The organism is Pseudomonas sp. GV047 (genome assembly GCF_003058245.1).
GTDB lineage: Bacteria > Pseudomonadota > Gammaproteobacteria > Pseudomonadales > Pseudomonadaceae > Aquipseudomonas > Aquipseudomonas marginalis.
The window spans coordinates 216,263-236,954 of record NZ_QCWA01000008.1 but is presented as its reverse complement, the minus strand read 5'-3'; the positions used below and the strand labels follow the sequence as shown (position 1 = coordinate 236,954).

Genomic DNA, 20,692 nt, shown 5'->3' with positions numbered 1-20,692 from the left:
TCTACGCCTTAAGTTTTGGTTTGAGCAGAGCACCGCCCTTAACAAGCCCGGGCTCAACAAGTTTGGGAGCCAAGACTCGCAACGAGTCGACCTGGTGAGAGGTCAGTACGAACGAAAGGCCTGGATGCTCCTGCGCCCACTGCTTTATCAACTTCATCAGCCGACGACGCATGACTAGATGTAGATGCTGTTCGGTTTCATCGATAAGCACAATCGTCGAGCCGGTCATATGACTAGCAATACGAACGATGAGCTGCACTAGTTGGCGTTCGCCACTGCTAAGCTGATCGATGCGGTGCACGCCAGATTCCACTTCCACTGGAACGGACAGCGTGGGCCGATCTACTGCCCCTAGTCTCTTTGCCCCTCTGAAAATCAGCCGGTTGACCAACTCCCGGCACTCTTCTTCCCGACCATCGGCAAGCCAGGCAAACCAGACAAAAAGATTATCAATTGATGCATCCCACCTTTCCCCATCGGCACCAAAACGGTGCGCAGCTCGATATGACAAGCCGCTTGGGCGCGTGACCGCTCTTTCTCCCTCAGGTGGTCTGCGGATGCCGCGATCAGATGGGAAATAAAGTACCGATGGATATCCGTTGGCCGAGTCAAATAGTGCTGCTGGCGGCTCGCCAGCGCGCTCGAGTATCGCCTCAGAAAAGGCTAATGCTTCTGGATCAGATTCCGAGCTACGCTCCAATCCAGGGCCGTTGACGCGATTTTTGAACGACAAGAAAATCTGTTGTTCAACGCCCACCCCTTCTAGAGCTTCGGTCGTCCAGCGCTTCAGCAGCCCGGGGCGACCTACAAAAATTGAAAGGAGATAGATCTTAGATCGCGCACCATCATCGAGCGTAACTCGAGCATCAAGCTGCAATCCTCCATCGTTACGATCAATGTCATCAATCCCTGTACCGACATGTTCACGTGCGTCCAGCAAACGCATTCCGGCATAAATTGACTCTAAGACAGTGGTCTTACCGGCCCCATTGGTGCCCATGATCATGAAAATATTCGTCGCCTGCCCCTGTCCGTCTCTTAATAAGAACGACTTTTGCCCCCGGAGGGCGCCCAGGTCTAGCAGGGTTAATTCCAACAATTCAAATCGGGTGGGTCTCAACTTCATGGCCATTACTTACTCCTTGTCGATAATGCGGCCTTGACCTCCGAAGGGCTGACCTTTACGCCGTGAGCGCGCATGGTGGCGCGTCCGGAAAGTTTGATTAGCATGTCGCCACGCATAAGCAGCTTCTCCGCGCCTCCTTCGTCGAGGATGATGCGCGAATCTGTAGCTTTCTGAACCGTCAGGGCAATGCGCGCAGGAACGTTTGCGCGGAGCAGACCAGAAAAAGTTGCCGCTTCCGGACGCTGAGTAGCCAGCACCAAATGGATGCCTGTCGCACGAGCCTTCTGTGCAAGACGGACCAGCGGTTCTTCAGCACCTGTTCTGCCCAACATAAAGTCAGCTAGTTCATCGATCACCACTACTAGCCGTTCCATGGGAACACCTAGTGCCTGGGCCTCCGTGATGTTCCGGACATTGTTTCGGCGTAGCAGCTCCTGACGCTCTTCCATTTCCACTACAACCCCGCGCAAGGCTTCGATACCTTGCCCCATGTCCGTAATAACCGAGCCTGTTCTCAGGCGGGAATAGCTGTTGAAATCGCTGAAGTCGACGCCCTTGGGATCGATCATCAAAAGTTCGGGGGGGCGAGCAGAAATCACCAGGGAAAGCAAAAGAGCATTCAGACATACACTTTTACCGCTACCAGTAGCTCCGGCAACGAATAGATGCGGCGCCTCTGCGAGATCGAAAATAATCGGCTGCCCCAGTACATCGACGCCCGGCGACACAGGCATGGCTTCGGCGCGATTGACTAGGGCCTTTCCAATGGACTGCCAAGCAACTTCATGCCATAACGCACCTGGTCTGGGAACATCCAGTATCACACGCCGCTCACCGAAGTCCTTGGATAACCCGATCCCTGTATTACCCAAGCCCATTGCAAATGCCAAATCATCTAGGCCACGTTTCAAGCGCTCGTAATCCTCAACTCCGGCCAACGTCAACTGAAAACGCGACAGTCTAGGCCCTTCTTGAACATCGGCAGCCGCTGTAGCAGCAATGCCCAACTGCTTCAATCCCTGCGTCAAGGTTGCAAAATCCAAGACGCTCAGGCCATCAGCTACTTCCGGCGCATGCTCGGCACGCTCGGCATTAACGTATAGCTCGTCTAGAAGATAATCGTAGAAACTGCGAGCTGGCGTCCAAGCACCTCGCATGAACTCTAGGCCACGACGAGCGTGTCGCTGTACAAGCTCGACGTAGCGCCGATTGTTGTCGAACAGCTCTTCATCATGAATCACACCCAAAAGAATCCTGAGCGCATCATCGTAATTTTGGCTTTCTTCTTTTCCCATGCCCGTAATCTGCTCGATACTGAGCTCACTGCCACGATCCCCTTTCTTTGTGGATGGAGGGCCATACCTCTCATCCGGTTCCCCCCCAATCTTCAATGATTGAGCGATCGCGAAACGGACAACCCACCAGTAGTGACCGCTAGGTTGATGTAGCCCGTCACGCAGAACGGTTTCAAAAAAAGACTTTTCATCAGGTGAGAAGTACAGGCTAATCATCAGCTTGAAATCCCGTTATAGCGCGCCCTATCGATCTCTTCGATCCTTGCTCGCGTCCCACCATCATTTTTAATCTCGTAACGACGTCGAATACGCTCGCCTAAGTGACAAAGAACGTCTTCGTCCATTTCACTATTAGTTGGCAGCAGTAAAAGTGGCCTTCCGGCCTTTGGGAAGTACTCGCTCATAAGCAAAGCTCGATTTTCTCGATCAATTCTTCCCAAGGGAGTGTCGATCACCACGGGCAGATCCCGACCCGCCTCGTCCCTTAGAGCCCAAAGCATTCCCATAGCAACTAGCTGTCGCATGCCTGCAGAGATGCTCCTACGTGCTACCTCCTCGAGTTGCTCATCGAAGTATTTCATCGCGAACAAGTCATCGAGAGTTACTGATTTGATCAGTTGACTAGGTGCCAGAAGGATTCCAATCCTTTCATTCAGATGCTCCTCCACCGATTGGCGGATGTATGTCCTTCGCCTATCGCGGTATGCCTCGAGGGCACGCCTGACCTTTACACTCAATTGATAGGCTTGGTTCTCTTTTGTCACTGATTCATACTTTTGTTCGCACTGGCGAATGCGCTGCTTGGCTTGCTCTGCGATTTCCAAAGTCTGCCGCTCCTTAACCCTAAGTTCGGCAAGCCTTTCAGTGAAGTCTCGAATCTGCTGATCGAGGTCTGAGATCGTTTTACTCAACGAATCAAACTGATGCCTGGCTTCATCACTGGTGAGCTCGGCTTCATCCAGATCTCGCTGTGCTTGCTCAGTTTCTTGAGCGAGTTGCCTCAGAAGGCGAAGCTTCTCGACATGAGATGACACCAGGCTTGGACCTCGCTCCGTCCATACTAAGTACCGATCACGAAGGACCTTTGCTTGGCGAGGACTCAACGCAGCAAGCAGGGGGCTCACATGTGCACCGACCGCAAGCCCTCGCCGCACCAGCGCTTCTTTAATATCCAAAGAAAAATTTTCGTATTGTGAATTTGTCAGCATGACCGGAGGACTTAAATGGGCCAAGCTACCTTTTAGGGCTTCCGGCAGCTCTCCATGAAGCTTTGCGGACAAAGATAAATCCGTGCTGGACGAAAACTGATCATCCAACAAGTTATAGGCGTCTCGGACCGCCGAAAGGTTAGTTAGCCACGGAGCCTCTGGTGCAAGCAGTTCGGAGAGTTCCGCATCTAGCTTTTCGCTCTGGGAACTTATAACTTCTATCCTGTTGACCATACGACGACGGTCTGACTCGGATATTCCGGTACGCAATGCGTTGCGTTGATCGTCAAGACGTGTCCGCCTACGATCTAAATCGGAGTACTCGGCTTCAATGTCCACCCGTGAACGTTGAAGCAACTCAATCTGGGCCTCGGCCGAGCGAAGTTCATTCTCTGCTTGTACAACCTGACTTTGAGCATCCGCCGGCAAACCTGAACGGCGTTTGCTTTTACCATACCCCTCCAATTCGCGAAGAATGTCTCCGATGAAGGAAAGCTTCAGCAAGCGCTCTATCTCGGCACGCTCCCGCCCCTCCTCTGCATCTGCAAACGATTGGACTTGCTCGCCGTCAAAGAAGTAGAAAGGCACAATTTCGCTAGGAGCCAAGCCTGAGAGGAATGACTCGGCCTCTTCAGGGGCGAGTTGCTCTGCACCTCGACTGACGATCAGCCGCTCTTCAAATCCTGCGGTTGTGTTGGACCTGGAGAAGATACGTTCGATCTTTACTTTCAGCGTTCCTTGAGTCCAACAAAGCATTGCACGTGCATGATCGTCGGCATCGCGTGCCCCTTTGTTGAATACACCATACCAACGGCCCGGCTGGCCTAGAACAAATTGCTTTGCGCTTAATGGAGCCCCACCAAAGCCTACCCTGCGAATCTCTTCGTTATCAGATCCTAGAAACAAGAGTTTGATCGCATTCAGCAGGCTCGTCTTGCCAGCACCATTGCGTCCGGAAATAACGACCATGTTGCGTTCAGCGGTGCAACCGCTTAAATCAATTTGGCTGAGCCCTTCGTATGCGAAGATATTTTCGACTTCCAGCGAAGTGAACTCAATAGGATCGCTCACGATTTACTCTGCCTTAAGGCTGCCTGGTCAAGGATATGACCAACATGGCGAGAGAATTCTGCCTTCGCACCGTAAGTGGAAAAGGTGGTAAATTTTTCGGCTAGCCCAAGCAGCTCTGCAAGCACATCTGGGTCAACGCCAAACTCCGCAGCCGCTTCAGCGATTAGCTCGCGGTCCTTGCTCTCACCGGTCATCCCGCCCCCCTAATCACCATGTCAGAACTGATGGAAATCCCTTTGAAACGGCGTGACACGTGTTATGAAGTAGAGCCGCCAAAGCATGATGCCAAAAGGCAATCTGCGCATAGGATGAACGGCAACCGACTCTGCTGCAAGTCGCCTGAGTGGTTTCCCACGCATGACGATAACCTTGCGTTCAAACAACAGATCCGTGAAAGGGGCTATCGCATCACAGCTCCATCAAAAACTAACCCCACTGGTGCTGTCGAGGGTGAGATTCCAGACGACCCAAACCTTATTAATGCTGGCGTTTGAGGCGGAAAAATGACCAGAGGCGCATCGAGCCTTTGGCGTATATCCCCAAGAACTCGCTCTAGGGCATCGAGCCGCGATGCATTTTCTCTACCTAGATTGATAAGGTCGTTACGCTGCTGTCGTGTATGGGACGGCTCTGCCGTCACCTTCACTGCCATCGGCCCCTCGCTGGAGAACCCCCACTGTACGGTAGCCAGCAGGATACCGCTGAAACCGACAGTCGCTCCCCACTTGAACACTCCCCGGGACGCGATCCAGATCCAAGAATCGCAAATCCGCCCGTCTACATAGGTCCGCCGGAAATGACGCAGTTTGCCCACCGCCAAGTTGTCCTTGAATGTGGGCGCACCGTCGAGGCAAGTACATTGCATATAAGCCACAAGCAAGCCGAAATAGCGCGAAAGAACAACCTCCTTCGCCAGATCGGCAGGGTCATTGACGACACCGAGCTCAATCGCATCCTCTAAAGACTTCGTGCCCTCTGTCACTGCGGGGTAAAGCAATACATGAACCCGACCGTGATCGTCACGCACAAATTCCATTGTCGCGCCACGTTCGGCGAGCAACTTCACCGCAGGCCTCAGGGAGCTATCAAAACACTCCTGTTGATCGTAGGGGCGAGCGCCAAAAAAAACCTCGAGCTGGCGCGAGTTTTTTCCTCCCGCGCGACCGCCAGGGGCGATACATAAGCTGTAGATATCACGCAACTGCATGGCGGCGTCATGACGATTACAAAGCTCATTGAAGCGTTCGGTAGCCGAGTTCAAGAACGTCTGAAACGCGGCGTAGCGCTGCTGGCGAGCGCTGTTGGCAGGTAATGTCACTTATAAGCCCTTTCGATCGGGTATTGATTCATTGCTGATCATCAATAATGCACTGATCGCCGAACAAAAACTCATATCCTAGCGCTCGTTAAGTTGACGAGCTACGCTAGCTACCGCATATCGGCGTAAGGGTTGCCACCCTGCCCCAACAAAACATTCATGCTGTGAACAATGCCGGTGCGACTTTACACCAAAGCTACCTGGCGCTGCGATGTAAGCCTCGGGCGCGCGCGGCGGAACGTCGACTTCTCTATTGTTTACTCCGGCTCCGAAAACTGCCCTCGACGAATAGCTACATTTGGCCGACTCTGTTGAAAAAATCGGCCTCGGTTCTCCAGAGCGGGAAAGCACGCGCCTGAGATTGAAGTCCTGAATTTTCGCAGAGATTTTCGGGATGAGACTCACGCAGCAGCGCGCTAAAAGGTGCGCTCACCGATCAATTTATCCGGCAGTTTGGGACATCGACTTTTTCAACAAAATTGGCCGTCTTCTACTCTTCAGAGTTAACCAGGAGGTTCAAACTGCAATGTTAGGTAGAACCGCATCGGTCGACAGGGCAAAAAAATTACTTCACCAAGTTTTTCTTCGTGATACAGGCACGTGCAATCCTAAAAACCTGAGCATTGCAGGTTTCAGCTGAACGGTATTCCATTTGGTATTCCAGCTAGAAAATTAAATTTATATTAGTTAACTATTTCAATTGCATACAGCACCAATTCAAATTACCCCGGCCCACCACCTCAACATCTAAAGACGTCCACGGACGTCTTTTTTTGTGCCTGAAATCTAGTAAATACGGGGATTTCAGGGCCACGAGAGGCTTTCTAGGCTTTTTGAGTTCCAGGCAGTTTGGTATTCCCAATGGTATTCACGGCTGCCCAGCACCAGTCTTGGGAAAGCCCCCCTGCCCTTGTGAAGACGACGTTCTCCGAATTTATCTCCAGCAGAGGCCCAACCGGGATACAGCGCTAAAAAGGTACAGACGCAATTCACTCTGATGCAGGAACTCTACGCAACATCAACATTGCAATGAAAACCGCACCGACTGTCCCCACCGAGATCATCAGCCCATGCTCGCTGGCATAGGACACTGTGGCGCCCGTGGCAATGGGACCCAATACGCTACCCAAGGTGTAGAACATCGCAATCGCCGTCATGGCGGTGGACACTTGATGTTCGCCCACCCGGTCTCCCGCCTCGATCACTGCCAGGGTGTTCATGCCGCCAATGGCGCCCCCCCAGAGGAACACGGTAATCGTCGCCAACCAAGGGAGCGGCTGGCTGAACGGAATAGCGAGGGTGCCCAGCAACAGTATCAAGCCGCAGATTAATTGACCGACCTTGTAGGAACTGCGGTCGGCCATCCAGCCGATCGGCAGTTGCAGGACGGTGCCTCCAATGCCGAACACCGATATCAGCAGGGTGGCGGCGGTCAATAGATAACCGGCCGAGAGGCTGTAGCCGGCAAGGAACGATACGGATGAGGTTTCCGAAAAGCCTGCGATAAACGCACCACACAGCGCCGTGGGGATGACGCTGAATAACTTGCCATGGCGTTTTTCCGCCGGGGTTTGCGGTCGCGTATCGTAGCCCTTGAGGGTTAAGGCCAGCGCGCCGGATAACAACACGATCACGGCACAGGCGTAGTAAGGCGCGGTACTCCCGACGCCGAATACCACCAACAGCAGCGGGCCAACGGCAATACCCAGGCCCATCAAGGTCTCATGTACGCCGATCGTCCGGCCGCGCTCGTCTTTCGAGGCGACCGCGAGGATCCACGTATCGCAGGCAATCCAGCGCAGGATCAAGCCAATACCGAGTACGAAGTTCAGCGAAAAAATCAGTACCAAATGGGTAGTCAAGGTCATACCGATCAGCGCGGCAATCGTCAGCGCTGCGCTGAGGATATTCGTCCTGACGAGCCCCAAATGGGCCAGCAAGCGCGGAACCCATTTGTAGAGCAGCAGGATCGCCAACCACGAGGCACTGACAATCACCCCGATCTTTGCCGGCTCGACCCCATGCTGATCCAGCGAAAGCGACAGCAGCGGAGTGACGGTACCTATCTGCACGATCTGTGACAGGGCCGAGAGCGTGTTTATCTTGGTGAGCGCAAACCAGCGTTGTTTGTCGGTGTACTCAATACCGGTATTTTCCATTCGTGACCGACCTTGGCTAGACAGCGCTAAAGTGTTCGAACAACCACGGGCAGAGCTCACCTTCGGGCTTGTGGAACAGCGCACTGATGGTGCCCAGAGGCGTCCAGTCGGCCTGGATGCCTTAGAGACTTTCGAGGAAGGGTAGAGCAATTTCCAGCACCCGACGATGATCCATCTGTTCCGGCTCGACTATCCCGCGGTGAAGCATGTATTACGCACCGGTCCCCCGAGCCCCTGCTGATTCAAGCAAGCGAAACCCTCGCCTCACTCAACGCCATGACCACCGACCAGGCCTTCGGGTTCGAAGGTGCCAACCGTCACAAGCTACTGGCCACCTAACAATTGATCGTGCCAGGTGAACTGATGCTCGAACGAGTGCTGGTACTCACCCAAGACGCGCGCGCATTCCAGTAACAAGAAAGGCCGAGTCGCATTCAGCGTCTCGGCCTTTTGTTGTCATACATCCACCCTGCCATTTTCCAATCTTAATCATTATCAACTCCCAAACCAGCAAGTTAGCCAACTAACTATTTTCAAACATCCGCCTGAATAGCTAATCATCCGCGTCGCTGTTGCTTTAACGATAAACCCCTCGATTATTTTTATTTCACATATATTTTACATTCCCCCACATATGCTAATGTCATTACGACATCAACGCTGTTCCAACCAGAATCAAGGGGTGTGTATGGCAGGTGTAATGGCATCCGTTAACAGCCGTACACAACTGGTCGGTCAGAACAGGCTGGAATTATTGCTATTCCGCTTCAACGACCAACAGCTGTACGGAATCAACGTCTTTAAAGTTCGGGAAGTTATCCGCTGCCCCAAGTTATCTCTACTACCAAAGTCTAATAACAACATTTGTGGCGTTGCCAATATACGCGGCGCTTGCATTCCTATTCTAGACCTCGCGATGGCAACGGGGCTGCCTGGCATCACGGATAAAGAAAGCGCCTTTATTATACTTACGGAGTACAACAACCGCGTTCAGGGCTTCCTGGTGTATGCGGTTGAACACATCGTCAATTTGAACTGGGAAGACATTCATCCGCCCCCCAAGGGCAGCGGCGACAACAATTACCTGACGGCCGTTACCCGTACCGATGATCGTCTGGTCGAAATCATCGACGTGGAAAAGGTGCTGACGGAAATCTCGCCCTCGTCCGAGGAAATATCCGTCGGCGTGGTGGATGACGCGGTCACTCAACAGGCCAGGCATCTGCGTGTGTTGACCGTGGACGACTCGATGGTGGCGCGTAAACAGGTGACCCGCTGCCTGGAGACGGTAGGCGTCGAGGTGGTCGCCTTGAACGATGGGCGCCAGGCGCTGGATTACCTTCGGGCCATGCTCGACGAGGGGCGCAACCCGCATGAGGAATTCCTGATGATGATTTCGGACATCGAAATGCCGGAAATGGACGGTTATACCCTGACCGCCGAAATCCGCGGTGACCCGCGCATGGCCAAGTTGCATATCGTGCTGCACACCTCCCTGTCGGGCGGTTTCAACCAGGCCATGGTCAAGAAAGTCGGAGCCGATGACTTCCTGGCGAAGTTTCGCCCGGATGACCTGGCAGGCCGCGTAGTCGCGCGTATCAAAGCCGCGAGCCCGATCTGAAAGGTAAGACAACACTGCTCAAGCCAGGGAGGCTGATGAGATACATATAAGAAGAACATCAACAGAGGGCATACCATGTTGAAGTGCAATGAACTTAATCTGCAGTCGCCTGACGGCGAGGCAAAGCCCTTCTGGCGGGACGGTGCACCTTCAGAGGGGCCGTGCGCCCTGGGCTGCGGCGCTCCGCCAGCCACCCAGCCCCCAACAGCTGCTCCGGTCATCGCCGTCGTCCCCACCTCCATGCAGGACGAGTTGGTCGCCGCACAGGAAATCTGTAGCCGCGCCAAGACCGCCGTTGTCGAAATGTTCGGCCATGCCCGCATGGGCCGGGCCCTGGAGCTGGAACACATCAGTGCACTGGTGGACGACATTTCGAGCTCGATCGCCCGCCATCCCAATGCCTTTATCAGCCTGGCACGCCTTAAAAGCATCGACGACTACACCTACATGCATTCGGTCGCCGTGTGTGCGTTGATGATTGCCCTGGGCAATCAATTGGGCCTGTCCTCCGCACTGATTCGTCGGGTCGGGATGGCCGGGTTGCTGCACGACATCGGCAAAATGGCCATACCAGGTGCCATCCTCAACAAGCCTGGCCGGTTGAGCAGTGACGAATTGCAGTTGGTGCGCACCCATCCACTGGAGGGGGAGAAAACCCTGCTGGCGGCCTCGCAGATGTGCGAAATGGTCGTGGATGTGTGCCTGCATCACCACGAAAAAGTCGACGGTACCGGCTACCCCCATCAGTTGGCGGGTGACCAGATCAGCCTGGTGGCCCGGATGGCGGCGGTATGCGATGTCTACGATGCAATCACCTCGGACCGTTCCTACAACCAGGGCTGGGACCCCGCCGTCGCCATCCAGCAGATGTCCACATGGGACGGACACTTTGATGACGAGGTATTTCGTGCGTTTTTAAAGTCCGTGGGTATTTACCCGATCGGTTCTATCGTTCAATTGAAAAGTGGCAGTATCGGCGTAGTCATAGAACAACATCCTGATTCTTTATTGACGCCAAAAATAAAAGTGTTTTTCCTGCCCGTTCTGAATATCTATGTAACGCCGAAAATAATAGACCTGAGTGATCCCGCACAACCCGACCGGATTGTCGCGAGGGTGCCGCACCAGCGTTACGGTTTTAAAAACACCGACCGTTTATGGCTCGATGAAGAGACGCCCAAAGAGCACTAAGCAACACCCAGCGCTGTACCGCATGTATATGCCTAAGCAGCCAATGATAAAACACTATGCCTTGTGCAAAGAAAGTACCGGAATGTCGACATTCGATGATGTTGGCGACTATTAGCATGGGCAGGAAATATCATGAAATTCAACTCACTGCAGACTCGAATTTGCTTCACCGCCGGACTCTGCCTGTTTATCTCCTGTGCGAGCCTGGTGCTGTATGGCCTCTATTCCTCGAACGCCAACCAGGCCTATGTAGGTGCTGAAGTTTCAACCCTGATTGAAAGCGCCACTATCCGCGAAGTGCAAAACCTGGCTGAGGCGCGTGCCAATGCCATCCAGGCAAAACTGCAAAACGCCTTGGATTCGGCCCGCACAATGGCTAATACCCTGGGAGCGAGTAAAAGTGCCCAGAGCCCGCTGAGCCTGGGCCGCGAGCAGATCAATGCGATGCTGCTCAGCGTGCTCAAGGACAACCCTGACTTCAACGGCACGTATTCATGTTGGGAGCCCGATGCGCTGGACGGCCAGGATCAAGCCTTTCGTATCAATGAGGGCGGTAACAACCCGCTGACGGGCCGCTTCACGCCTTACTGGACACGCAGTTCAGACGGCCATATCGCCGTGCAACCGCTGGTTGAGTACGATTCCGATGCCCGCCACCCCAACGGTGTGTTGAAGGGCGGCTGGTATTCCGGCCCGCGGGACACCCAGAAAGAAAGCGTGCTCGACCCGCTTCCCTACGTGGTGCAGGGCAAAAATGTATGGCTGACCACGCTGTCGGTACCGATCATCGCCAATGGCAAGTTCTACGGCGTGGTCGGTGCAGACTTCGACATTTCGTTTATCCAGAAACTCAGCGAACAAATGTCCGCCGACCTGTATGGCGGCAAAGGCTCGGTGTCGATCCTGAGCAATCAAGGGTTGGTGGTGGCCGATAGTAAACGCCCGGAGCTCATCGGCCAGTCGCTGAAAGCCTTGCTGCCCGGCACATGGGAAAAAGTGTTGGCCAATGTACAGAAGGGCCAGGGAGACAGTCGGCTCAACCCGGACTCACAGGAAATCGAAGTGCAGATGCCGATCAACCTGGGCCGCACCGGCAAGCCCTGGGCGATCGTGATCCATCTGCCCAAGGCGGTGGTCATGAGCCAGGCCATTGCCCTGGAGCAGGAACTGCAGTCACGCGGCGTCAAGAGCAGCATCTGGCAGGTCTCGGTCGGCGTGGGTATCTCCTTGCTGGCATTGCTGGCGCTGTGGTTCGCCACGGCGAAAATCGTCGGTCCGATTCGTGAAGCCGCAGCCCTGGCCGCCAACATCAGCCTGGGGGATTTCTCGCGCCGGCTGGTGCAAAAATCTGAAGATGAAGTGGGCCAGTTGTCCTTTGCCTTGAACGATATGTCGGAAAGCCTGCAACGCCAGGTGCGCGTAGCCGAGCGAATTTCCGAAGGGGACCTGGATCTGGAAGTGCGCCTGTCCTCGCCCAATGACACCCTGGGCAAGTCGTTGGAAAAAATGGTCGGCAACCTGAACACCTTGATTTCCCAGGTGCAGGCCAGCGCCACGCAAATCACCGGCAGTTCCGCGCAGGTCACCGAGTTGAGCCAGTCGCTGTCCGACGGCGCGTCCAATTCTGCCTCGTCCATCACGGAAATCAGTGCGGTGATGACCCAGATGGCAGCGCAAACCACCGACAACGCCGCCAATGCGAAAAAGGCCGACGAGCAATCCCAGGCCTCCCGCGCCGACGCCGGGGAAAGTGACAAGTTGATGAGTGAATTGATCGCCGCCATGGCGGAAATCGACAACTCGGGCAAAGACATCACGGCCATTATCACCACCATCGACAACATCGCCGCTCAAACCAATCTGCTGGCGCTGAACGCGGCCATCGAGGCCGCCCGTGCCGGCGAACTGGGCCGTGGCTTTGCGGTGGTCGCCGATGAGGTCAGGAGCCTCGCCGCCCGCAGCGCCGAAGCCGCCCAGCAAACCGCCGCGCTGATTGCCGACTCCTCGACCAAGACCCAGCGCGGCATGATCATCGCCGGCCGCACAGCCGACTCGTTGAGAAATATCGTCAGCGGCACCAGCACGGTGTCCAGCCTGGTGTCGTTGATCTACCAAGCCTCCAGTGAACAGGCTTCCGGCCTGCAGCAGGCGAGCATCGGCCTGGAGCAGATCGATGAAGTCACCCAGCAGAATCAGGTCAACTCCCAACAATGCGCGGTGGCGGCCAAGAACCTGTCGGAACGGGCCAGTTCCATGCAACAGGGCCTGAGCCGCTTCAAAGTCAAAGCCTCGTAATGCCTCACGCGAAGCCAGGAGGGAACATCAACCTCCTGGCCCAGCGCTATAAACCCACTCCCATTCATGAAATATTAAGAATCGCCTCCCTATACTCACCGATTGCGAGCCGTTCTCCCGAACGGCCTTCTGCCTCGGTAGCCAGACTCCATGACGCGCCCCGCTCCCCTGCTGCTCCTGCTTGCTGCTCTGTTGTTCTTCTTTGCCCTGGGAAACCACGAACTGCAAGGCTCCACCGAGGCCCGCGTCGCGGGGATCGCCATGGCCATGCACCTGGACAATGACTGGGTCGTGCCGCAACTGTTTCGTGAACCCTTCCTGGAAAAACCACCCCTGAGCCTGTGGCTGGACGCCGGAGCGATTCGCCTGTTCGGCGGCACGCCTGGGGCGGTCCGCCTGGCGTCGGCATTTGCCGGTCTGTTCAGCGTGATGCTGTTCTATGGAATGCTGCGCCGGTTCGGGCGCCCGAAAACATTGGCCTTCAGTGCGGCGCTGATCCTGGCGACCATGGCCAGCTACTGGAGCAATGTGCGCGGCGTGGGGGAAGACTCACTGCTCAGCCTCGGCGTGACCACCGCGCTGCTGGCGTTCTACCAGGCGATGCGGCCTGAGTCCGAGCGCCAAGGCTCGACGACCTGGGCCTGGGCGCTGTTTACCGCCGGCATGGTGATCGCCACCTTGAGCAAAGGCGTACTGGGCCTGGCGATGCCGGGCATCGTGATTTTCGTGTACCTGGCCAGCACCAGCCTGATGGACAGGCGCCTGCGCCTCGCCGACTGGCTCAAGCCGGCGCTGTTCACCCTGCTGGCATTGGTGCCGCTGATGATCTGGTTGTGCTTCCTGTTCCAGCGCGGCGGGATGCAGGCCGTGGGCGAAGTGCTGTGGACCAACAGCGTCGGGCGCTTCAGCGGCTCGTTCGTGGAGGCCGGGCATTACGAGCCGTTCTACTACTACATCGCCAAGCTGCCCGAGGCCTTCCTGCCGTGGAACATCCTGGTGTACCTGGGGCTGTGGCACTTCCGCAGAAGCCTGGTGCGTAACCGCTACCGCCTGTTTTTCAGCGTATGGCTGGTGGCGCAATTCACCCTGCTGACGCTGGCCTCAAGCAAGCGCACGGTTTACCTGATGGCCCTGACACCGGCCGCCGCTGTACTGGCTGCGGAATATGTGCGGGTGCTGCTGAAATGGCTGAAGGATCACAAGCCGGCGTTGTACGCCTATCACCGCCGCGTGATTGGCGGCGTGTTCACCCTGGCCGTCGCCTGCTACCTGATAGCCGCCTTCTGGTTCGCGCCCAAAGCCGACGTGCGCCAGTCGTTCGTGCCGTTGATCAGTCAGATCCAGGCACTGCAAGCCGAAGGCAAGGAGGTGGTGTTGTTTCAGCCCAATGAGCGGATTGCCGGCGCCAGCGTGTTCTACACCCAGGCCTACCTCCCGATCCTGCAGACCGAAGCCGAGCTTCAGCGCTTTTTGACCGCCAAGCCCGGCAACGTCGCACTGCTGGACCATACCAACGACTTGACCACCAAGGTCACGGTGATCAAGGAGATGGCCATCAACCGCCAGCCCTACTACTTCATCGAGCAGTAAGGCCAGCGCGGGGCATCAGTGCTTGGTGACCTTGTCCAGGTAACCCATGGCGAACGCCGAGATCACGAAGGTCATGTGAATGATCACGTACCACATCAGGTGTTGCGGATCGACGTTCTTGGCGTCCATGAAGATGCGCAGCAAATGGATGGAGGAAATCGCCACGATGGAGGCCGCCACTTTCATCTTCAGCGACGAAGAGTCCATGGTGCCCAGCCAGTTGAGCTTTTCCTTGTTTTCATCGATGTCCAGCTGCGAGACGAAGTTCTCGTAGCCGGAAATCATCACCATCACCAGCAAGCCGCCGACCAGGGCCATGTCGATCAACGACAGCAGCACCAGGATCAGCTCGGACTCGGCCATCGAGAACACGCTCGGCAGCAGGTGAATCACTTCCTGGAAGAATTTCAGCGCCAGCGCCAGCAACCCGAGGGACAGGCCGAAATAGATAGGCGCCAGCAGCCAGCGCGAGGCGTACATAGCATTTTCGATAAAGCGTTCCATTGGATCTCACACAGCATGGCTAGAAATGGCGGCGAGTATACCAGCCGCTATAAGACACCTGTAACCACGAGAAAACTGACCTGGGCGGCATCTGTAAGAGAATTTTTCTGCTAGTGTCGAGCCCAATAACTCGGCTCGATGACGTCGGACAGGAAAAAACTCAGATGATGGATGTGCGATCCCCTTTGGCCAGCGTTGGCCTGTGCGCCGCCTTGTTGCTGGCCGGCGGCTGTTCCCCAAGCGATGAGCAGAAACAGGCCACCCTCGAAGAGAAAACCGCGAAGTTCGAGCAGTCCCTCGACAGCATCCAGGATCCGAAACTGCGCGACGCCATTGCCGACCTCGGCGGCTCGCTGCTGCTGCTGGAACGGGCGCGGGTCAAGCTCGCCACCAAGCCCATCGAGGCCGAATACGGCGAGGACACCCTCGCGCTGCTCAAGCACTACCCCACGCCGCAAGGGCTGGTGGACACCTACATCAATGGCTTGTTCGTACTGCGCAAAGCCTCACATTCCGACTACCTGACCGATCTGCAGCCGGTCTTCCCGTTCAACTTCAATGTGCCGGACCAGTTCCCCTTCCCCCACGGCCTGGAATGGCAGTCCGTCACCTTGAGCAACAACAAGGTCGTGCCGTTCCAGCCGGAATGGTCGGAAACCGATCCCGGCATCCAGTTGAGCCCCAGCAGCTCCAACCTGACCAACCCGGATGACCTGACGGTCACCTACCCGTTTATCGATGGCATCGAGACGGAAAACAAAAGCCAGCCGCAACCCGTTCGCCTCAAAGGCGCAGTGGAAGTGATCGCGCCGGGCAAAGTGCTGACCTTCGACTTGTCGAAAAAGGACGTGGGCCACAAACGCACCGAAGGCAATATCACCGTCAACCTGCTGCTCCTGGAAAAGAACTACGCCGAAATCGAACTGACCAACAGCCAACCACTGGCCCCCGAAGTGGGTGACGAATCGCCCAACCCCTTGCTGGTACAGGCACGGGACGGCACCGGACAATTCCTCACACGCTCGGGTTCGATCAACGAAAGCAGCGCGCAAGTCGAGTTCTACCAGAAGCAGTTGGCCGAGATGCAAAAACAGAAGGCCTGGTCCGATGGGTTTGAAAAGCAACTGGTCGATGAGCAGAAAGCCTTCGAACACAAGCAGAGCAGCCATTACGCCAAGGTCTATTTCAATGGCCTGATCGACACCCTGCAGATCAATATGCTGGATTTCTCCACGGCCACGGTCACGCGCAAGGACCTCGACCTGCCGGTCCTGCGCTTCGACAAGAACAGCCTGGAAAAAACCGTACAAGCCTTGCCCATGCCGGTCACCGTGTACGACGACGGCGCCGCCAGCTGGCTCAAGGACGCCTCGTTGACCGAGGAACAACTGAAGAACAGCGTCACCATCAGCCAGTCCGTCGAAGACGCCAGCGCCGCCCATATCGTGTTCGACCACCCATTCACCTTCAATGACGATCTGGTGGGCAGCGAGCGCAACAGCAGCGAATCACCGGTGACGTTCTTCACTGCCGATGAGAAAGGTGAACGCGGCGAGCCCATCGAATTGCCGACCGAGGCGTATGAATTGAACCCGGCCCGCGGCACCCTCACCTACGATCTCAACCTGTTCCCGGAAAACCCGGCGTTTGTGGTGGGTTCGATCCCGCTGTTCCTGGCGACTATCGAGAAAGGCGACATCGATGCGGCCAAGCTGCCCAAGGGTTTATCACTCAAGGACAACGCACTGATCGTCGACCAAAAGGAATTCCCCGCCGACAGCTGGCGCTTCTATGCCAAGGACGCCAGCGGCAACTACCTCAAGGAAATCCTCGGCGTCAGCCACCGCGCCGAGGAATACGGCACGGCCTTGTTTGACGTGCATTACTTCTACGGCCAGCCGACCGCACTGGAAAGCTACCAGCGCACCGACCTCAGTACCGTGCAATACGGCTTTGAGGTCAAGCTGGACAAACCCGAGAGCAAATAACCGCGCCTACAGCGCCAGTTGCTCATGGCTGCCATTGAGCTGCCGCAGATGGGCCTGCATGTGCAGGCACCAGATCTGCGGGTCACCCGCCAGCTCATAGCCGTGCAGGGTCAGGCTGTCGACGATCGATTGCAGCATGCTTTCTGCCACGAAGGGCCCATGAAACGGGCCCTGGGACTTGATTGTGGAAGGCTGTTCACCCGTCATTCCGGCGGCAAACAACAAGGTCCACATCCCGTTATCCCCCGCGAGCGGGCGAACGGAACATTCGATTCGGGTAACCAGGCCGAAGCACTGGCGGGTAAGGCAAAGGTTGCGCGGCATGGCGGCGACCCTCGGTAGATCGGTGTTCAGCCTCAACCTATGGCGAGGCTGTTTCTATCCAGCGACTCCTGTGGATATCCCTAAGGCTCAGAATAGAATAAAAACATGACAAACCAAGGCTGTAGGGACCAACGGGCGTTGGCCCCTCAGAAGGACGTCAATTTAGTGACGCAACCAGATCCAAATGTGGGAGGGGGCTTGCTACCGATGCAGTGTGTCAGTCGACATCTACATGACTGACCCATCGCAATCGGGAGCAAGCCCCCTCCCACATGTTTGATCCGGCCTGGCCTCAGAACTCAGGTGGGCTTGGCTTCGGCCAGCGCCTGCTGCGCCAGTTCCTTCTCCGCGTCCTTCAGGTCTTCCTCGCTGATCATCTCGGCAATCGCGCGCAAGCGCTCGACCACGCGGGCATTGACCGTGCCTTCCGGGAACTGCCCCTCGGCGTCCGGCTCACCGGCATCCTCGCCCACCAGCAGGCTCAATGCCTCGTCGGCCTGACGCACCGCATAGATGTGGAATTGCCCGGCGCGCACGGCCTGCAACACCTTTTCATCCAGCATCAACGTGGCCACGTTCGCCTGGGGAATGATCGCCCCTTGCTCGCCGGTCAAACCGCGGGCTTCGCACAGGCGGAAGAAGCCTTCGATCTTCTCGTTGACCCCGCCCACGGCCTGCACTTCACCAAACTGGTTGATCGAACCGGTGATCGCAAAGCACTGCTTGAGCGGCGTCTTCGACAAGGCCGAGATCAACGTGCAGGCCTCGCCCAGGGACGCGCTGTCACCGTCCACGTAACCGTAGGACTGCTCCAGCGCGATACTCGCCGAGATCGCCAGCGGAAATTCCTGGGCATAGCGGCTGCCCAGGTAACCGGTGAGGATCATCACGCCCTTGGAGTGGATCGGCTGCCCGAGGTTAACTTCACGCTCGATGTCGACGATGCCGCTGCCGCCCGGGTACACCGTGGCGGAAATCCGCGCCGGCACCCCGAACGCCGAGTCACCGACCTCCAGCACCGTCAGCCCATTGCACTTGCCGACCGCCGCGCCGGCGGTGTCGATCAGGATCACCCCGGCGAGCATATCGTCGAGAATCCGCGCCGACACCCGCCCGGTACGCGTGGCCTTGGCCTTCAGCGCACGCTCGATATGGCCCGCATCGGTCATCTCATCGCCCGCCAGGTGCCGGATAAAGTCCGCTTCGCTGACCAGCTGGAACAAATCCCCAATACGTGCCGACAAACGGCCCTGGTGCTCCGCCAGCCGTGCGCTGTAGGTGGCCAGGCGCGCCACCGCGTCCGAAGTCAGCGGCGCCATGCCTTCTTCCGAAGTGCGGGTCTTGAGCAACTGGGCGAACTGCTCCAGGCTCTCGTCCACCATCGGGATGTCTTCGTCGAAATCCACCAGCACCCGGAACATCTCCTGGAAGTCCGGATCGGCGTCCTGCAGCGCGTAATACAACTGGCGCGAACCGATGATGATGACCTTGACCTGCAACGGGATCATCTGCGGGTTAAGGGTCACGGTGGCCAGGCGGCCCAGTTCGCCCAGGGGCGATTCCATCTTCAGCTTGCGCGACTGCAGGGAACGCTTGAGGGCGTCCCACACAAACGGCTCGCTGAGCATCTTCTCGGCTTCAAGAATCAGAAAACCGCCGTTGGCACGGTGCAACGCACCCGGGCGTAACTGCCGATAAGTGGTGTACAGCGCGCCCTGGTCGGTGCTGTATTCGATACGGCCGAACAGGTTGTCGTAGGTCGGGTGCGGTTCAAACACCACCGGCGCGCCACCGTTGACCGCATGGCCCACCACCAGGCTCGGGCAGTATTGCTCTTCGAGCAGCTTGCGGGCCTGGGCGTCGGTCTTGGCGTCGTCCACCAGTTGCTCGACCACGGTTTTCAGCAGGTACACCTGCATGGCCTGCAGATAACCGCAGACACCGGCGTTCTCCGCGTACTTTTCCGACAGCGGTGCGAGCAAAGGCTGCAGGGCCAGGGTGATGGTTTCTTCGTTGAACTGACGCAGTTGGTTATTGGACTCGCGCTTCCACTGGGGCAGGCTGGCCAACTCCTCGTTGAGGCGTTCTTCCAGCTCGGAAATATCCGTGTGGAAACGCTCGCGATCCACTTCCGGCAGCTGGGAGAACTCGGCCTCATCCAGGGCCTTGCCGTCGAGCATCGGGGTGAAGGCGATGTTGGAACTGTCGCGGTACAGCGCCACGTCCTTTTCCAGGGCCAGGCGCTCGATCACGTCCAGGGCCTTGTCATAGCGCTGGTTGAAGGCGCGGTCGATGGCACTCTTGCGCTGTTGATAAGTCGGGTGTTCGAACACCGCCGGGAAGGTCGCGACGAGGTTGTCGACCAGGCCATTGATATCGGCAATGAACGCCGCCGCACCGCCGCCTGGCAATTCCAGGGCGCGGGGTTCGCGAGGCTCGTCAAAATTGTTCACATAGACCCAGTCCGCCGGGGTCTGCAGGCGCTTGCCCTCGGCTTTCAGGTAGCGTTTGACGAACGAAAAGCGGCCGGTGCCCGGCTCGCCCATGACAAATACGTTGTAACCGGGGCGCGGCATGGCCACACCGAACTGCAACGCTTCAACCGCACGTTCCTGGCCAAGCACACCGCGAAAGGGCTCCAAATCATTGGTGGTCGAGAAGCTGAACTGTTCAGCGGAGAAAGGGCGAGTCAGCGCTTCGGGCGCTAGACGCAAGCTGGCAGCAACAGGATCAGGCATCGGGCTTCCTTACATCAGGCGGGGCAGATGACGGCATTCTGGCTCCCTGTTGCGCGCTCTGGCAAGGCGCGCCGTTGGGAAACCCTGGACACGGGAGGCGCCCTGCAAAAAAAATCGCGACATTGCTGATTGTTTTATAAAAACACACGGAACCCTTGGAACGTGCCTAAACTCCAAACTGCGCGGGTTGGACTAATAACCGATCCCTAGGGCGCTATGAAGTGCCTGAACCCTTGTCCATTGGTTTGCACACAAAGAGAACAA

Annotated in this window: 14 protein-coding genes and 1 pseudogene; 6 read left to right on the top strand and 9 right to left on the bottom strand. The window is 56.7% G+C overall.

Annotation, left to right across the window (positions count from 1 at the left end):
- Nucleotide 1 precedes the first annotated feature (1 nt).
- The 6 genes from C8K58_RS21800 to C8K58_RS21775 all read right to left on the bottom strand — a co-directional run bounded on the left by C8K58_RS21800 (nucleotide 2) and on the right by C8K58_RS21775 (nucleotide 8,177).
- A complete protein-coding gene (locus tag C8K58_RS21800; protein ID WP_108574279.1) occupies nucleotides 2-1,132 on the bottom strand; it encodes an AAA family ATPase in 1,131 nt (376 codons plus the stop codon).
- Nucleotides 1,132-2,637, bottom strand: a complete 1,506-nt coding sequence (locus C8K58_RS21795; RefSeq protein WP_108574278.1) for an FtsK/SpoIIIE domain-containing protein — start codon at nucleotides 2,635-2,637, stop codon at nucleotides 1,132-1,134. The genes C8K58_RS21800 and C8K58_RS21795 overlap by 1 nt, the downstream gene beginning before the upstream one ends.
- A complete protein-coding gene (locus tag C8K58_RS21790; protein ID WP_158277084.1) occupies nucleotides 2,637-4,700 on the bottom strand; it encodes an AAA family ATPase in 2,064 nt (687 codons plus the stop codon). Before C8K58_RS21790 ends, C8K58_RS21795 begins: the two co-directional genes overlap by 1 nt.
- Nucleotides 4,697-4,894: a hypothetical protein gene (locus C8K58_RS21785; protein WP_108574276.1), complete on the bottom strand. Its 198-nt coding sequence runs from the start codon at nucleotides 4,892-4,894 to the stop codon at nucleotides 4,697-4,699. Before C8K58_RS21785 ends, C8K58_RS21790 begins: the two co-directional genes overlap by 4 nt.
- Nucleotides 4,895-5,100: 206 nt before the next feature.
- On the bottom strand, nucleotides 5,101-6,018 hold the full coding sequence (locus C8K58_RS21780; RefSeq protein ID WP_133822137.1) for a hypothetical protein: 918 nt from the start codon (nucleotides 6,016-6,018) through the stop codon (nucleotides 5,101-5,103).
- 989 nt (nucleotides 6,019-7,007) lie between these two features.
- Complete coding sequence (locus C8K58_RS21775) at nucleotides 7,008-8,177, bottom strand: MFS transporter (RefSeq protein WP_108574274.1); 1,170 nt, start codon at nucleotides 8,175-8,177, stop codon at nucleotides 7,008-7,010.
- Nucleotides 8,178-8,387: 210 nt separating this feature from the next.
- On the opposite strand from C8K58_RS21775, the pseudogene C8K58_RS33135 reads away from it, so the two are divergent.
- From C8K58_RS33135 to C8K58_RS21750, 5 genes and pseudogenes are all read left to right on the top strand, one after another.
- Nucleotides 8,388-8,513: pseudogene (locus C8K58_RS33135) on the top strand (DUF6124 family protein); the annotation flags it as partial.
- Nucleotides 8,514-8,865: 352 nt separating this feature from the next.
- On the top strand, nucleotides 8,866-9,798 hold the full coding sequence (locus C8K58_RS21765; protein WP_027605334.1) for a chemotaxis protein CheV: 933 nt from the start codon (nucleotides 8,866-8,868) through the stop codon (nucleotides 9,796-9,798).
- 75 nt (nucleotides 9,799-9,873) lie between these two features.
- The gene (locus C8K58_RS21760; RefSeq protein ID WP_108574273.1) at nucleotides 9,874-10,989 is read left to right on the top strand and encodes an HD-GYP domain-containing protein; all 1,116 of its coding nucleotides are present in this window, start codon (nucleotides 9,874-9,876) and stop codon (nucleotides 10,987-10,989) included.
- Between the two features lie 132 nt (nucleotides 10,990-11,121).
- Nucleotides 11,122-13,284, top strand: a complete 2,163-nt coding sequence (locus C8K58_RS21755; RefSeq protein WP_027605332.1) for a methyl-accepting chemotaxis protein — start codon at nucleotides 11,122-11,124, stop codon at nucleotides 13,282-13,284.
- A 150-nt stretch (nucleotides 13,285-13,434) separates the two neighbouring features.
- Nucleotides 13,435-14,874 carry a glycosyltransferase family 39 protein gene (locus C8K58_RS21750; protein ID WP_108574272.1) on the top strand — a complete coding sequence of 480 codons (1,440 nt, stop codon included), beginning with the start codon at nucleotides 13,435-13,437 and terminating at the stop codon, nucleotides 14,872-14,874.
- Between the two features lie 15 nt (nucleotides 14,875-14,889).
- Here C8K58_RS21750 and C8K58_RS21745 read toward each other — a convergent pair whose 3' ends face one another.
- A complete protein-coding gene (locus tag C8K58_RS21745) occupies nucleotides 14,890-15,378 on the bottom strand; it encodes a TIGR00645 family protein (RefSeq protein ID WP_017253710.1) in 489 nt (162 codons plus the stop codon).
- Nucleotides 15,379-15,542: 164 nt separating this feature from the next.
- Between C8K58_RS21745 and C8K58_RS21740 the strand changes: the two genes are divergently transcribed.
- The gene (locus C8K58_RS21740; RefSeq protein ID WP_108574271.1) at nucleotides 15,543-17,366 is read left to right on the top strand and encodes a hypothetical protein; all 1,824 of its coding nucleotides are present in this window, start codon (nucleotides 15,543-15,545) and stop codon (nucleotides 17,364-17,366) included.
- Between the two features lie 6 nt (nucleotides 17,367-17,372).
- Here the strand turns inward: C8K58_RS21740 and C8K58_RS21735 are convergent, their stop codons facing one another.
- Together C8K58_RS21735 and C8K58_RS21730 are read right to left on the bottom strand one after the other, a co-directional pair.
- Nucleotides 17,373-17,690, bottom strand: coding sequence for a hypothetical protein (locus C8K58_RS21735; RefSeq protein ID WP_027605329.1), 318 nt, complete (start codon nucleotides 17,688-17,690; stop codon nucleotides 17,373-17,375).
- Between the two features lie 299 nt (nucleotides 17,691-17,989).
- A complete protein-coding gene (locus C8K58_RS21730) occupies nucleotides 17,990-20,428 on the bottom strand; it encodes a Lon protease family protein (RefSeq protein ID WP_027605328.1) in 2,439 nt (812 codons plus the stop codon).
- Nucleotides 20,429-20,692: the final 264 nt, after the last annotated feature.